Raw genomic sequence first — 14,685 nt, forward strand, 5'->3', positions numbered from 1 at the left:
CGTCGACCGCCCGGCGCCTCCAGGGGGCTGCGTGCCGCCCGGGGGCGCGGGGCAGGGCCGACGGGGGTCACCCGGCCGCGGCGGACGGTCGCCCGGTCCAGGGCCTGGGGGAGTCCGGCGGGGTCAGGGCGTCCAGCCGGGCGGTGACGGCGGTGCGCGCCATCGCGTAGGGCGCGTCCCTGTCGTCCTCCAGCAGGGAGACCGCGTTGGCGGTGTCCAGGAACGCGCGCAGCTCGAAGGCGAGCAGCGCGGGATCGGCCCCGGGGACGAGCTCGCCCAGCTGGCGGGCGTCCTCGGCGGTCCGGGTGAGCAGGTCGCGCCACTCGCGGTGGGTCTCCACGAGGGCGTCGCGGACCCGGCCCGGGCGGGACTCGAACTCGGCGGTGACGGTGTAGAAGAAGCACCCGCCGGAGAAGACCCGGTCCCGGGAGTAGGCGAGCCAGTCCTCGCACAGCCGCCACAGGCGTTCGACGCCCGGCCGGGTGCGCAGCGCCTCGCGCACGACGTGGCGGACGAAGACCGCCCTGCCGGCCTCGACGGCGGCGAGCTGGAGCTCCTCCTTGGACCCGAAGTGCGCGAACACCCCGCTCTTGCTGATCCGCAGCTCCTTGGACAGCCGGCCCAGGGAGAGCCCCTCCAGGCCTTCCACCGAGGCGATGTCCACCGCGCGGTCCAGGACCGCCCGCCGGGTCTGGTCGCCCCGCTGCAGGCGGCCGTCGGTCCGGGTCGTCATGCTCCTCCTCGGCTGGACTCGTCCCACGGGGGAGGTGAACGGTCGGTCGGGTACAAGGCGATCCTACTTGCCCCTTGACGGAAGCGACGTGCAAAACAAATAATACGATCGTTCGTAAAGTTTTCTGGATGCGGGCGTCCCGCGGAAAAGAGTCCACCGTGAACACAGCCCGTCTCGCGGGCGCGGCCGTCAACGCCGTCGCCCTCCCCGCCCCCGGCCTCGCGGGGGCCCTGGCGCGACGCCTGTGGGCCGACCCCCGCGGCCCGCGCCCGGTCGCCGCGGAGGACCTCGAGCTCCACGGGAGCGCCCGGACGGAGTCCTTCGACGTCGGGAGGTGGAAGGTCGTCGCCTACGCCTGGGGCGACGGCGCCCGTCCCGTCCTGCTCGTCCACGGCTGGCGCTCCCGCGCCGCCCGCCTCGCGCCGGTGATCCGGCGCCTGCTCGAACTCGGCTACAGCCCCGTCTCGTGGGACGCGCCCGGCCACGGCTCCACGGGAGGCCCGGTGGGCACCGTCCTGGACGCCCGGGAGGTCATGCGCCTCCTCCAGGACCGGCACGGACACTTCGCGGCCGTGATCGGCCACTCCCTGGGCGCGCTCTTTGCCGTCCACGCCCTGCGGGAGGGCCTGCGGGCCGACCGGGCGGTCCTGGTCTCGGGGGTGTCGGACTTCGGGTTCCTCGTCAGCTCCTTCTCGGGCGCCCTCGGACTGCGGCCCCGGGCCGTGGAGGCGCTGCGCAGGGCCGTCGAGCGCCACTACTTCGACGGGGACCCGACCGTGTGGACCCGCTTCTCGGCCACGCACGCGCCGGAGTCGTTCGACCGGCCCGTGCTGCTCCTGCACGGCGAGGACGACGCCTACGTCCCGATCGGGGAGTCCCTGCGCACCGCCGCCGCGCTCGGGGACCGGGCCCGGCTGGTGCGGACCCGCGGAACGGGCCACAGCGGCATCCTCGCCGACGAGGCCGTCCTCGGCCTGGTCGCCGGGTTCGTCGGAGGCGCCGCCGACCCCGCCCCCGCCCAGGGGGGCTGAGACGGGGCGCCGGCCGTCCCGCGCACGGTCACCGGGCGGGGTTGTCGACCACCAGGTCGGCGCGCTCCCGGGGGCGGTTCTCCGCGTAGAAGGACTCCTCCTGCTCAGCCCACACGCGCCTGTAGGGCGCGTACACCGAAGCGTCACCGCGGGCGTCCAGCCGCCGGGCGCGCTCGTCGCCGGGTGCGGCCACCCAGACCAGCAGGTCCAGGAGGCCGCGTCCGGCGGCGGCGCCCGAACCGGCCCCCTCGACCACCAGGACCCCGCCCGCGGCGACGTCCCCGGGCAGCGGCGTCCACCCCCGCGCGAAGCCTCCCCGCTCCCAGTCGTAGCGACGCCAGGCCGCCCGCTCCCCCCGGGACAGCGGTTCGAGGACCCACTCCCGCAACAGCGCGGGCGCCTCGGCCAGCCCCTCCCACCCCGGGTAGAGGTCCTCCATGGACAGCACGGCCGCCGGCCGGCCCCGGCGCGCGAGCGCCGCGCGCAGCCGTGCGGCCACCGTGCTCTTGCCCGAGCCGGAGCGGCCCTCGACCGCGACGACCCGCGGCCCGCCCGGGGGGCCTCCGGAGGGGACCGCCTCTGCGAGCGCCTCCTCCCAGCCGTCGGCGGCGGTGCTGATGCGTGGTGCGTTCACGTTCGGACCCTAACCGGCGCGGGAGCCGAGTTCCGGCTTGCGTTCAATGCTTGTAGCATTCCTCGCAGCAGCGCCGAAGCGCTGGGGAGTGCCGACCGCAAAGGGGCCACTGGTGACCGACGCCGCAGCGACGCCGGGATCTCAGTCCTCCCTGCGCCGGGCCAACGAGCGCCGGGTCGTGGACGTGCTGCGGCGCGACGGCACGCGCACCCAGGCCGAGCTGGCCCGGACCACCGGGCTGTCGGCCGCGAGCGTGTCCAACATCGTGCGCGGCCTGCGCGCCGCCGGGACCGTGTCGGTGCGCGACACCTCCTCCAACGGCCGGCGCGCGCGTGCCGTCACGCTCCTGCGCCCGCCCGGCACCGTCGTCGCCGTCGACTTCACCGCCGACAGCGTCCGCGTCGCGGTCGGCGACAGCGAGGGCAACATGCTGGCCCGCGAGGAGATCGACTACGACGTGGGGTCCGACGCCGACCGGGCGGTGCGCCGCGCGGCCTGGCTGGCCGAGACCACCCTCCAGCGCGCCAGGATCGACCTGGGCACGGTCTCGTCCGTGGTCGCCTCGGTGCCGGGGCCCATCGACCCGGGCACCGGCGCGGTGGGGCACATCTCCTGCGTGCCCCGGTGGGCGGGGTTCCACCCCGCCAGGGCGCTGACCGAGCGGCTGGGCCTGGAGGTCCTGGCCGAGAACGACGCCAACCTCTCCGTCCTGGCCGAGCAGCACCGCGGGGCGGGCACGGGGGCCGAACACGTCATCCACCTGGTCATCGGCGACGGTGTGGGGGCGGGCATCATGATGTCCGGCCGGCTCTTCCGCGGCGCGGGCGGAACGGCGGGGGAGATCGGGCACATCGCGCTGGACCCGCGCGGCCAGGTCTGCCGGTGCGGCAACCGGGGCTGCCTGGAGACCTTCGTCGGCGCGAACTACCTGCTGGACATGCTGCCGCAGAACACCGACGTCGCCCGGGGGCCGGGGCCGGCACGGGTGGGCGACCTGGTCGGGGCGGCCGCGGAGGGCGACCCCGGGAGCCGCCGGATCATCGCTGAGGCGGGCACCGCGCTGGGCCAGGGGATCGCGATCATGGCCAACCTGTTCAACCCGGACCGCGTGATCGTCGGCGGCGACCTGGCGGAGGCCGGGGAGCTGCTGCTGGACCCGATGCGGCGGGCGATGGAGCTGGGATCGCTGGGCAGCGCGCTGGAGCGTCTCTCGCTGGTGCGCGGCGAACTGGGGCGGGACGCCGCCCTGTACGGGGCGCTGCGCATGGCCTCGCAGCACTCGAACTGATCCCCCCGCCCCTCCCCGCCGGGCCGCGGGCGTCTGCCGCCCGCGGGCGCCGGGCGGCGGTCCGCGCGCGTGCGCTCCTGCGGACTCCGACGGGGCGGCGCGGGTGCCGGCGCAGACCGACCCGGAGGCCGACCGGGGGTGAAGGGCCGGTGAACCGCGAGGTCACCGCCTGCGCCGGGCCGGTCACGGGTAAAACCTGAGACTTCCTCACATGGACGCCCACGCTCGGGTTCCCGCTCTGGCCTGGGTTTTTGATTCATTCAGCTCCTGAACTCAAGACCCGTGATGTTTCGGTTATGTGTTCAGGAGTTGACGCCAAGGTGGCGACGGGGTTTGACTGCACACCACCACTCGCGAGTTCTCCACCGTGAAACCCCCCGTCATGAGAGGCACCAGCGTTGAGTACACGACGCTTCGCACCGCACCGCAGGGCCACCGCAGGCCTGGCGGCCACCGCCGCACTCGCCCTCCTCGCCTCCGGCTGCGCCGGCCTCACCACCACCGGTGGCGAGGGCGAGCAGGAGACCCAGAGCGTGGAGGAGGGCTTCCACGTCGGACTCCTCCTCCCCGAGCTCCAGACCGCCCGCTACGAGGCCTTCGACAAGCCCTACTTCGAAGAGGCGCTCAACGAGCTCTGCCCGGAGTGCGAGCTCTCCTACGCCAACGCCGACCAGGACGTCGACGAGCAGCAGACCCAGGCCCAGGCCATGCTGACCGACGGGGTGGACGTCCTGGTCCTCGACGCCGTCGACTCCGCCGCGGCGGCCGGAACCGTCAACGAGGCCAGGTCCCAGGGCGTGCCGGTCGTGGCCTACGACCGCCTCGCCGAGGGCGGCGTCGACATGTACGTCTCCTTCGACAACTTCCGGGTCGGACAGGTCCAGGGCGAGGCCCTGCTCGCGGCCCTGGAGGAGGACGGCAACGAGGACGGCCAGATCGTCATGATCAACGGCTCGCCCACCGACCCCAACGCGGCGGACTTCAAGGCGGGCGCCCACGACGTCCTCGACGGCGCCGTCGAGATCGGCCAGGAGTTCGACACCCCGGACTGGTCGCCCGACCAGGCCAACAGCCAGATGGAGGGCGCGATCACCTCCCTGGGCGTCGACGAGATCGCCGGCGTCTACTCCGCCAACGACGGCATGGCCTCGGGCGTCATCTCGGCCCTGCGCAGTGCCGGGGTCGCGGTCGAGGACCTTCCGCCCGTCACCGGCCAGGACGCCGAGCTCGCCGGGATCCAGCGCGTCGTCGCCGGTGAGCAGCACATGACCGTCTACAAGGAGATCCGCCCCGAGGCCGAGGTCGCCGCCGCCATGGCGGTCGCCCTGGGCACGGGCGAGGACCTCCAGCTCGACGGCTACGAGATCACCGAGGTCGAGGACGCCAACGGGGAGGCCGTCACCGCGGTCCTGCTCGACGTCATCGTCGTGACCGAGGACAACGTCCTGGACACCGTCGTGGCCGACGAGGTCTACAGCGTCGAGGAGATCTGCACCGACGACTACGCCGACACCGACTTCTGCCAGGAAAACCTCTAGAAGCGGCGCGAAGTCCCCAGCGCTCGGGGGCGGGCGGCTGAGCCCGCACCGCCCCCGGCCGGGACGAGGAGAGAGAAACGAGCGCATGAGCACACCCGTCCTGGAACTGTCCGGGATCTCCAAGACCTTCGGCGCCGTCAGGGCCCTGAGCGAGGTCGACTTCCAGGTCCGCCCCGGCGAGGTCGTCGCCCTGCTCGGCGACAACGGCGCGGGAAAGTCCACACTGGTCAAGGTCATCGCCGGCGTCCACCCCGCGGACAGCGGCGGGAGCATCGCGTGGGACGGAAAGCCGGTCGGCATCTCCGCCCCCGCCGACGCCCAGCGGCTCGGGATCGCGACGATCTACCAGGACCTCGCCCTGTGCGACAACCTGGACATCGTCGGCAACCTGTTCCTGGGCAACGAGAAGCTGCACTTCCCCGGAACCCTCGACGAGGTCGAGATGGAGAGCCGGGCCAGGGAGCTCCTCGACTCCCTGTCGGTGAGCATCCCCGACCTGCGCGTCCCCGTGGCCTCCCTCTCCGGGGGCCAGCGCCAGATCATCGCCATCGCCCGCTCCCTGCTGGGGCAGCCGCGCGTGGTCATGCTCGACGAGCCGACCGCGGCCCTGGGAGTGGCCCAGACCGCCCAGGTCCTCGACCTGATCGAGCGCCTGCGGGACCAGGGGCTCGGCGTGGTCCTGATCAGCCACAACATGGCCGACGTCCGCGCGGTCGCCGACCGCGCCGTGGTGCTGCGGCTGGGCCGCAACGCGGGGGACTTCCCCATCGCGGAGACCAGCTACGAGGAGATCGTGGCCGCCATCACCGGGGCCGCCGACAACCCGGTCAGCCGCCGCTCCGACCGCACCGGCTCCTCGGCCCTGGCCACGGAGGACAACCGATGACACAGCAGACCCACCTCTCCCACGAGTCCGAGGACGGGACACCCGAAGCGGGCGAGGCCAGGCGCGACCCCCGCCTCCTCGCCACGGCGGCCTCTCCCCGGGGCTGGCTCCAGGCGCTCCGGCGCAACCTGAGGGGCGGGGAGCTCGGCCCCCTCCCCGTCGTGGTCGGACTGCTGCTGATCGGCATCGTCTTCCAGTCGATGAACGACCGGTTCCTGTCCCCGCAGAACCTGTCCAACCTGACCGTGCAGATCGCCGCCGTCGGCCTGATGACCACCGGCGTCATCATGGTGCTGCTCCTCGGCGAGATCGACCTGTCGATCGGCTCGGTCTCCGGTCTGTCCGCGGCGGTCCTGGCCGTCCTCGCGGTGAACACGGGCCTGCCCGAGTGGGCCGCCATCGCCGCGGCCGTCGGGGTCGGGCTCCTGATCGGCCTGCTCCACGGCGTCATCTTCGCCAAACTGGGGGTGCCGGCCTTCGTGGTCACCCTCGCGGGCCTCCTCGGCTGGCAGGGCGTGCACCTCTACCTGATGGGCGCCGACGGCACCATCAACACCAGTCCCAGCGGCGCCATCGCGATGCTCACGCAGACGTACTTCGTCCCCTTCATGGGATGGGCCATCGCCGGCATCGTCATCGTGCTCTACCTGATCGCCGTCTTCGCGGTCGAACGGCGCCGGCGCCTGGCGGGGCTGCCCTACAAGCCCCTGGAGGAGGTCCTCTTCCGCGCGGCCCTGCTCACGGTGCCGATCGTCGGCGGCGTCTGGGTGCTCAACCAGTACAAGGGCGTGCCCCTGGCGTTCCTCATCTTCGTGGGCTTCGTGGTCGTCCTCGACCTCGTGCTGCGCAAGACCCGCTACGGGCGGATGGTCTACGCCGTCGGCGGCAACTCCGAGGCCGCCCGCCGGGCGGGCATCAACGTCGACCTGATCCGCATCTCGGTGTTCGGCATCGCGTCGACCCTGGCCGCGCTCGGCGGCATCATGCTGGTCTCCCGCAACTTCGCCGCCAGCGTCTCCACCGGCAGCGGGGCGGAGCTGATGATGGCCATCGCCGCGGCCGTCATCGGCGGGACGAGCCTCTTCGGCGGCCGGGGCAACGCCTACTCCGCCCTCCTGGGCGGCCTGGTCCTGGGCGCGATCACCTCCGGCCTCCTGCTGCTCCAGATGGACACCTCGGTGCGCTTCATGATCACCGCGGCCGTCCTCCTGGTCGCGGTCATCCTCGACGCGGTCTCGCGGCGGGGCCGCAAGACCCACGCACGGGGCGGTGCCTAGGCGTACCGACCTGAGAGATCGGTGACGCGGGAGGCGGGGGCTGTGCTCCCCGCCTCCCGCCCGGCCCGGTCCGGCGCCCCGTGCGCCGGGCCGGGCCCCCGCCGTCCGCCGGGTCGCGGACGCGCACCCGGTTCGGTCATCCCATGCTCCTATCTCCTAATCCCGGTAGGGATGAGTGAGATGTAACGTCCCACGGCGTGCCCGCAGATATCTCCGCAGTCCCGCCCCCGTCCGCCCTCCCGACCCACCCGGCCGCCGCCCCGGCGCTCGCGGAGTACTTCTCACCGACCGGCCACGGCCTCCTCGGGGAGTCGGACCTGTGGGCGTTCGTCCTCGTGTGCGTCGTCGCGATCGTGCTCGGGGCGGCGGTCCAGAGCGCCGTCGGCCTCGGACTCGGCCTGGTCGCCGCGCCCGTCATCTCCTTCCTCGACCCCACGCTGATGCCGGGGAGCCTGCTGGTGACGGTCATCGTCCTGCCCGTCCTGACCCTCTTCCAGGAGTGGCGGCACGTGGACTGGCGGGGGCTCGCGTGGGGCCTTCCCGCGCGCGTGCCCGGGACCGTGCTGGGGGTGTGGGTGGTCGCCGTCCTGGAACCCCGCGCCCTCGCCGGCGCCGTCGGCGTCATGGTGCTCGTCGCCGTCGCCCTCTCGGTCCTGTCCCTGCGCGTGCGCATCACCCCGGGGTCGCTCGTGGCCGCGGGGGCCCTGTCCGGCTTCGCGGGCACCGCCACCTCGGTGGGCGGACCGCCGATGGCCCTGCTCTACCAGCACGAGGAGCCCTCGCGGGTGCGGGCGACCCTCGCCGCGTTCTTCCTGTTCGGCGGCGCGTTCTCCCTGGCGGCGCTCACCGCGGGCGGCCAGATGGACGTCCGCACCGCCGTGGTCGGTGCTGCCGCCGTCCCCTTCGTCGTCCTCGGGTTCCTGCTCGGCAACGTCCTGCGCCGCCGCTTCGACGCGGGGCGGCTGCGCGTGGCGATGCTGTGCGTGGTGGGCGCCTCCGCCGCCGGCCTGCTCGCGCAGGCCGTCCTCGGGTGACCCCGGACACGTCCGGGGCCGCCGGGAAACGCCAGGCGGACCCGGGGAGCCCCGGCCTCCCCGGAGCGCCCTCGGGCACCCCCGGCCCGGGCAACTGGGACAACTCCGTTCCCGAAACCGAGTAATGTACGCCAAAACCCGCGATACGCGGGGCGTTCCGCGCGGCTCCGACCGCCTGGCGGGGGGTCCGCCGCGCGCGGGCCGCCTCCGGGGTCGTAGCCGTCGCAGGGCTGGGTAGGACCCGTGGACGCACACCCATAAACTCGGGTATGTATACCTGCCGGTAGCCAAAACCGGCCCACGTCAGGGGCCCGGGCTGGCACACTCAACGGACACGCTGGACGAGGGGACTGACGAGACAGTGGCACTGTTCGAGTCGATACACAATCCGGAAGCTCTCAAGAAGCTTCCGGCCGACCAGCTCCCGACGCTGGCACAGGAGATCCGGGACTTCCTGGTCGACTCCTGCTCCCAGACCGGCGGGCACCTCGGTCCCAGCCTCGGGGTGGTCGAGCTGACCATCGCCCTGCACAGGGTCTTCGACTCGCCGAAGGACCCCATCCTGTTCGACACGGGCCACCAGGCCTACGCGCACAAGGTCCTCACCGGCAGGCACGACTTCTCCGACCTCAAGTCGGAGGGCGGGCTCTCCGGCTACCCCTCCCGTGCGGAGTCCGAGCACGACTTCGTCGAGAACTCGCACGCGTCCACCGCGCTCTCCTACGCCGACGGCATGGCCAAGGCCAACGAGGTGCGGGGCCGCAGGGACCGCACCGTGGTCGCGGTCATCGGCGACGGCGCCCTCACCGGCGGCATGGCCTGGGAGGCGCTCAACAACATCGCCGAGCGCAAGGACCGCCGCCTCGTCATCGTGGTCAACGACAACGGCCGCTCCTACTCGCCGACCAGGGGCGGGCTCGCCGACCACCTCGCCTCGCTGCGCATGGCCCCCGGCTACGAGCAGGCCCTGGACCTGGCCAAGACCACCCTCAACCGCACCCCGGTCGTGGGCCAGCCCATCTACGAGGCCCTGCACGGCCTCAAGAAGGGCATCAAGGACGCCATCCAGCCGCAGATGATGTTCGAGGACCTGGGGCTCAAGTACCTCGGCCCCATCGACGGCCACGACGAGCAGGGCCTGGAGAAGGCCCTGCGCCGCGCCCGCGACTTCGGCGGCCCGGTCATCGTGCACTGCATCACCCAGAAGGGCAAGGGCTACGCCCCGGCGGAGAACCACGACGAGGACCAGTTCCACGCCCCGGGCCCCTTCGACGTCGCCACCGGCCTGGCCAAGCCCGGGTCGAAGGCCGTCAAGTGGACCTCGGTCTTCGCCGACGCCATGGTGGAGATCGGCGCGGAGCGCGAGGACGTGGTGGCCATCACCGCCGCCATGCTCCACCCCACCGGCCTCAACAAGTTCGCGGACGCCTACCCGGACCGCATCTTCGACGTCGGCATCGCCGAGCAGCACGCCGCCACCGCGGCCACGGGCATGGCCATGAACGGCCTGCACCCGGTGGTCGCGGTCTACGCGACCTTCCTCAACCGCTGCTTCGACCAGGTGCTCATGGACGCCGCCCTGCACCGCCAGGGCGTCACCTTCTGCCTGGACCGCGCCGGGATCACCGGCAACGACGGCGCCAGCCACAACGGCATGTGGGACATGTCCATCCTCCAGGTGGTCCCCGGACTCCGCCTGGCCGCCCCCCGCGACGCCGAGCGCCTCCGCCTCCTGCTCAACGAGGCGGTCGCCGTCGACGACGCCCCCACCGTCGTGCGCTACCCCAAGGGCGCCGTGGCCGAGCAGGTGGACGCGGTCGGCCGGATCGGCTCCATGGACCTGCTCCGCCGCGCCGCCGACGACGGCCACGCCAAGGACCTGCTCATCGTCGGCGTGGGCACCATGGCCCAGGTCGCCTGCGAGGTCGCCGACCGGATGGCCGTCCAGGGCATCGGCGTCACCGTCGTCGACCCGCTGTGGGTCAAGCCGCTGGACGAGGCCCTGGTCGGCGAGGCCGCCGAGCACAGCGTCGTGGCCGTCATCGAGGACAACGGCCGCACGGGCGCCGTGGGCGACGCTGTGGCGCGCCTGCTGCGCGACCACGACGTGGACGTGCCGGTGCGCACGTTCGGCATCGCCCAGGAGTTCCTGGACCACGCCAAGCGCGACGACATCCTCCGGGCACAGGGGCTGACGCCCCAGGAGCTGTCCCGCAAGCTCACCGGGACGGTCTCCCGGTACACGGAGACGCGCAAGGGCGCCGAGGAGCTGGCCGACGAGAAGGCCTGACCCCCGGGCGCCGCGCGGACCGGCCCGGACGGGAACCCCGTCCGGGCCGGTCCGCGTCCGGGACACGGCGCACCGCGGCCGACCCCTCGATCCGTCCCCGGGCTGTCAGAATGGGACCATGACCTCTCAGCCCGTCCGGCGGGAAGCCGGGGCCGACGACGCGCTCCGTGTGGCCGTGATCGGCTCCGGCCCGGCCGGCGTCTACACCGCCGACGCCCTCACACGGCAGCGGCGCGTCCCCGTCCGGGTGGACGTGATGGACCGACTGCCCACCCCCTACGGCCTCGTGCGCTACGGGGTCGCGCCCGACCACACCAAGATCAAGGGTGTGGCCGGGGCCCTGCGGGGCGTGCTGGAGCACCCCGACGTGCGCTTCGTCGGCGGGGTCGAGTTCGGTTCCGACCTCACCCGCGCCGACCTGGCCCGCTCCTACCACGCGGTCGTCTACGCCACCGGAGCCCCGGTGGACCGCCGCATGGGCGTGCCGGGGGAGGACCTCCCCGGGAGCGTCGCCGCGACCGACTTCGTCAACTGGTACTGCGGCCATCCCGACAGCGAGCTCGCGGGGTTCGTGCTCGACGCCGAGGAGGCCGTCGTGGTGGGGGCGGGCAACGTCGCCCTGGACGTCGCCCGCATCCTGGCCAAGACCGCCGACGAACTTCGGCACACCGACATACCCGAGCCGGTCCTGGAGGTGCTCGCCGCCAGCAGGGTGCGCACCGTCCACATCCTGTCCCGGCGGGGGCCCCTCCAGGCCCGGTTCACCGCGCCCGAGCTGCGCGACCTGCTCGCCCTGCCCGGAGCCGACGTGGTCGTGCCCGCCGAGCAGGTGGACGTCGACCCCGCGGCGGTGGGCACGGGCACGCACGAGACGCGCATGGTGGCCCGCGCCGCGCGCACCAACATCAAGCTCCTCCGGGAGCACGCGGGGCGCGCCCCCGAGGGGCGTCCCCGCACCGTGCGCCTGCACTTCTGGGCCCGGCCGCAGGAGGTCCTCGGCGGGAGCCGCGCCACGGGGGTGCGGGTGGAGCACACGCGCCTGGACGACGGGGGACGCCTCGTCGGAACGGGGCGGACCACCGACCTGGACGCCGGGCTGGTGCTGCGCTCGGTCGGCTACGCGGGGGCCCCGCTGCCGGGCGTGCCGTTCGACGCCGAGGGGCGCACGGTCCCGCACGACGAGGGCCGAGTTCTGGACGAGGGGGGCCGGGTGGTCCGCGGGGACTACGTCGCCGGGTGGGTCAAGCGGGGCGCGACCGGGGTCATCGGCACCAACAAGTCCGACGCGGCGGCCACGGTCAGGTCCCTGCTGCGGGACGCCCCGGAGCTGCGCGCGGAGGTTCCGGACCCGGTGCCGCTGGAACAGGTCCTGGAGGAGCGGGGGATCGCGCACAGCTGGTACGACGACTGGCTGCGCATCGACGCGGCCGAGGCCCGCCAGGCGGCGGAGCTGGAGCGCGGGGAGCGGGTCAAGCTCCACGGCTGGGAGGCCTACCGGAAGGTCGTCGACGGCTGATCAGGTGACCTCGCCCGGTGCGGCGCCGTAGGTGTTGCAGGCGCTCACGGTCTCCTCGGACCAGCCCTGCTCCAGCCAGAACGCCCGGTTGCTCGCGCTGCCGTGGGTGTCGAGGTCCCCGCCCGAGTTGAAGTTGGCGTTGACCACCTCCAGGACGTCCCCGTCGCCGCCGGTGACACCGCGCAGCCCGATCCCGGCCATGCACTCGGCCTGGAGCTCGGTGCGCCGGAGGGTGTCGAGCTCGTCGTCCTCGCTCCCGGCGTTCCAGCGCATGTCGTGCGAGACGTCGAGGATGCCGGTGGCGGACTGCACGTGGTGGCCGTACTCGTGTCCCATCAGGGCGATCCAGACGTCCTCGCGCTCGTCCACGGGGATCTGGGCGCTGAGCTGGCGCACGTTGGGCAGGACGACGGTGATGCGGTTCCAGTCGCTCTCGTAGTACGCGAGCGTGTACCCCTCCTCCTCGCCGGTGTCGGGCGACTCGCGGGTGACGGTGATCTCCGGGGTCCGGGAGGACAGGCCCAGGTCGTCCATGACCGGGGCCCAGAGCAGGTCCAGGCACTCGCCGGTGGTGGTCGCGAAGTCCTGCCACGACTCGTCCGAGCCGATGTCCAGCGCGGGGGTGTCGCAGTCGACGGCCTCCGGCATCGGAGCGTCGTAGAGGGGGTGGTCGGCGATGTCGATCTCGACGGCGTTGGGCCGGGCCGCCAGGTCCTCGTCGTAGAGGGCGGACAGGTCGGTGCCGGTCGGCTGCGGCTCCGGCTGCGGCGTCGTCGAGACCATGACGATGCTGGCGACCAGGGCGGCGACGGCGATCGTGCCCGCCACGGACGAGCCGACCAGGACGCCGAGGCCGCGGCGGCGCTGCGGCGGCGGGGGCTGCCCCCACGGCTGCCGGGGCGGCGGCCACGGGCCGTGTCCGCCGGGCTGCCCGTGGTAGGGGGCGGACGGGTGGTGGACCGGTGCGGCGTACGGGGGGAGGGGCGGGTACGGTCCCGTCCGCGGGAACGGCTGCCCGGGCGCCGCGGGGCGGCCGGGGGCGTGGAACGGGTGGAGCGTGTGGGCCGTCGTCCCCGGGTCCTGCGGGCCGGGGGGCCGGCCGGGGGCGGGGAACCCCTGCCGCCCGGGGAGGGGGCCCTGCCACGAGGAGGTCGGCGGGCCCTGGGGCTGCCGCGCGCCCGGCAGGGGAGGGTGTGCGTACCGTCCCGTGGAGCCGGGGTCCGGGGCGGGCGGCCCGTCCTCGGAGGAGGGCGCGGGGGCGTGGCCGGCCTCCCGGTCGGCGGAGGCGCCGCCGGCGGCGGTCACCCCCTGGGAGGAGGGGGCCGGGTCCGCGGGCCGGGCAGGCCCGTGCTCCCCCTCCGGCGCGGGTTCGGACGGCAGGGGGGACGCTTCTCCGTCGCCCGCTCCGGAGGGGGAGGGGGCGTCTGCGGGGCCGGGCTGGTCGGGGCGGGGGGCGTCGCCCCGTTCACCGCCGGGTCGGTTCTCCACGGGGTCCGTCCTCGCTAGGGTGCCAGAGCCCACCGGGCTGGGGCCGGATACGCCCCGGGGCGAATCCGACAAGATGCACAGAGCTTCAGTATGGGGCCTAAGGGGGCGTACCGATGGTAACCGGCGTACTGCTCTCCGGCGGCCGGTACCGGACGCCGAGGCCCGCCAACAGGTTCTGAAGCTCGGACTCGAAGAGCGGTTCCATGTCCTGCATCACGAAATCGAGGTGTTGGAACACCTCCATGCACACGACCCCGTACAGGCGCACCCAGCAGCTGCTGAGCACCATGATCGCCTCCACCGGGATGTGCGGCGCGGAGAAGCCGCAGCTGTCGGCGAAGGCGCGCAGCTCGCGGGCGAGCTCGGGGGTGATGCGGTCCCCGTCCGGCAGGGGGAAGCGCTCCTCGGACAGCAGGCGGTCGAAGAGGGTGTAGAAGGTGGCGCCGAACCTGCGCCCGGCCTCCAGCGCCGGGGCCGGGTCGGCCTCCGGGTCCAGGCGGGCGCGCGGGCCGAACATGGTGGCGAACTCGGCCGGGTGCGCCACGGCCCAGGACCGGAAGGCCCGCAGGGAGGTGAGGATGCGCAGGTCCGTCTCCCGGTCGGGCACGCTGGCGTCGGCCTCGGCCACCGCGTCGGCCAGCTCCGTGAACATGTCCGCCGTGATCAGTATCAGCAGCGAGTCGATGCCGGAGACGTAGCGGTACAGGCCGGGGGCGGTCATGCCCATCTCGCGGGCGATGGCCCGCAGTGAGACGCCCGCGGTCCCGTGGTCCACCAGGTGCCGCCGGGCGATGGCCTTGATCTCGGACAGTGTGGCCTCGCGCACACGTTCGCGGCGGCTCGGCCGCCCGTCCCCCCGGGCGAGCTGGGATTTCGTCATGTGCTGCGGTACACCCCGTCTCCGGCGCCCCGCCGGGGCGCTGTGGTCCTCGTTGGCGATATTGACAGCGTAACGCCCGCACGCTTTAGT

Annotated in this window: 12 protein-coding genes; 8 read left to right on the plus strand and 4 right to left on the minus strand. The window is 73.6% G+C overall.

Features of this window, described 5'->3' with window-relative positions; genetic code table 11:
- Nucleotides 1–67: 67 nt before the first annotated feature.
- Entirely contained in the window at nt 68–733 is a 666-nt protein-coding gene (locus tag ABZ234_RS13855; protein WP_355012248.1) for a TetR/AcrR family transcriptional regulator, read from the minus strand.
- A gap of 158 nt (nt 734–891) precedes the next feature.
- On the opposite strand from ABZ234_RS13855, the gene ABZ234_RS13860 reads away from it, so the two are divergent.
- Nucleotides 892–1,764 carry an alpha/beta hydrolase gene (locus tag ABZ234_RS13860; protein ID WP_355012249.1) on the plus strand — a complete coding sequence of 291 codons (873 nt, stop codon included), beginning with the start codon at nt 892–894 and terminating at the stop codon, nt 1,762–1,764.
- Nucleotides 1,765–1,792: 28 nt separating this feature from the next.
- Here ABZ234_RS13860 and ABZ234_RS13865 read toward each other — a convergent pair whose 3' ends face one another.
- Nucleotides 1,793–2,398, minus strand: a complete 606-nt coding sequence (locus ABZ234_RS13865; protein WP_355012250.1) for a phosphoribulokinase — start codon at nt 2,396–2,398, stop codon at nt 1,793–1,795.
- A gap of 112 nt (nt 2,399–2,510) precedes the next feature.
- Here ABZ234_RS13865 and ABZ234_RS13870 point away from each other — a divergent pair, with 112 nt between their 5' ends.
- The 7 genes from ABZ234_RS13870 (at nt 2,511) to ABZ234_RS13900 (ending at nt 12,227) form a co-directional block, all read left to right on the plus strand.
- A complete protein-coding gene (locus ABZ234_RS13870) occupies nt 2,511–3,686 on the plus strand; it encodes an ROK family transcriptional regulator (protein WP_355012251.1) in 1,176 nt (391 codons plus the stop codon).
- A gap of 398 nt (nt 3,687–4,084) precedes the next feature.
- Nucleotides 4,085–5,224, plus strand: a complete 1,140-nt coding sequence (locus ABZ234_RS13875) for a substrate-binding domain-containing protein (protein ID WP_267949162.1) — start codon at nt 4,085–4,087, stop codon at nt 5,222–5,224.
- An 85-nt stretch (nt 5,225–5,309) separates the two neighbouring features.
- On the plus strand, nt 5,310–6,110 hold the full coding sequence (locus ABZ234_RS13880; protein ID WP_267949163.1) for an ATP-binding cassette domain-containing protein: 801 nt from the start codon (nt 5,310–5,312) through the stop codon (nt 6,108–6,110).
- A complete protein-coding gene (locus ABZ234_RS13885) occupies nt 6,107–7,387 on the plus strand; it encodes a sugar ABC transporter permease (RefSeq protein ID WP_267949164.1) in 1,281 nt (426 codons plus the stop codon). Before ABZ234_RS13880 ends, ABZ234_RS13885 begins: the two co-directional genes overlap by 4 nt.
- 317 nt (nt 7,388–7,704) lie before the next feature.
- Entirely contained in the window at nt 7,705–8,421 is a 717-nt protein-coding gene (locus ABZ234_RS13890; protein WP_355012263.1) for a sulfite exporter TauE/SafE family protein, read from the plus strand.
- Between the two features lie 361 nt (nt 8,422–8,782).
- Entirely contained in the window at nt 8,783–10,711 is a 1,929-nt protein-coding gene (gene dxs, locus ABZ234_RS13895) for a 1-deoxy-D-xylulose-5-phosphate synthase (protein ID WP_267949165.1), read from the plus strand.
- Nucleotides 10,712–10,829: 118 nt separating this feature from the next.
- Nucleotides 10,830–12,227, plus strand: a complete 1,398-nt coding sequence (locus ABZ234_RS13900; RefSeq protein WP_355012252.1) for an FAD-dependent oxidoreductase — start codon at nt 10,830–10,832, stop codon at nt 12,225–12,227.
- Here ABZ234_RS13900 and ABZ234_RS13905 read toward each other — a convergent pair whose 3' ends face one another.
- Together ABZ234_RS13905 and ABZ234_RS13910 are read right to left on the minus strand one after the other, a co-directional pair.
- On the minus strand, nt 12,228–13,715 hold the full coding sequence (locus ABZ234_RS13905; RefSeq protein ID WP_355012253.1) for a neutral zinc metallopeptidase: 1,488 nt from the start codon (nt 13,713–13,715) through the stop codon (nt 12,228–12,230).
- 97 nt (nt 13,716–13,812) lie between these two features.
- Nucleotides 13,813–14,595: a TetR/AcrR family transcriptional regulator gene (locus ABZ234_RS13910; protein ID WP_355012254.1), complete on the minus strand. Its 783-nt coding sequence runs from the start codon at nt 14,593–14,595 to the stop codon at nt 13,813–13,815.
- Nucleotides 14,596–14,685 lie beyond the last annotated feature (90 nt).

The organism is Nocardiopsis sp. NPDC006198, assembly GCF_040613895.1.
GTDB lineage: Bacteria > Actinomycetota > Actinomycetes > Streptosporangiales > Streptosporangiaceae > Nocardiopsis > Nocardiopsis tropica.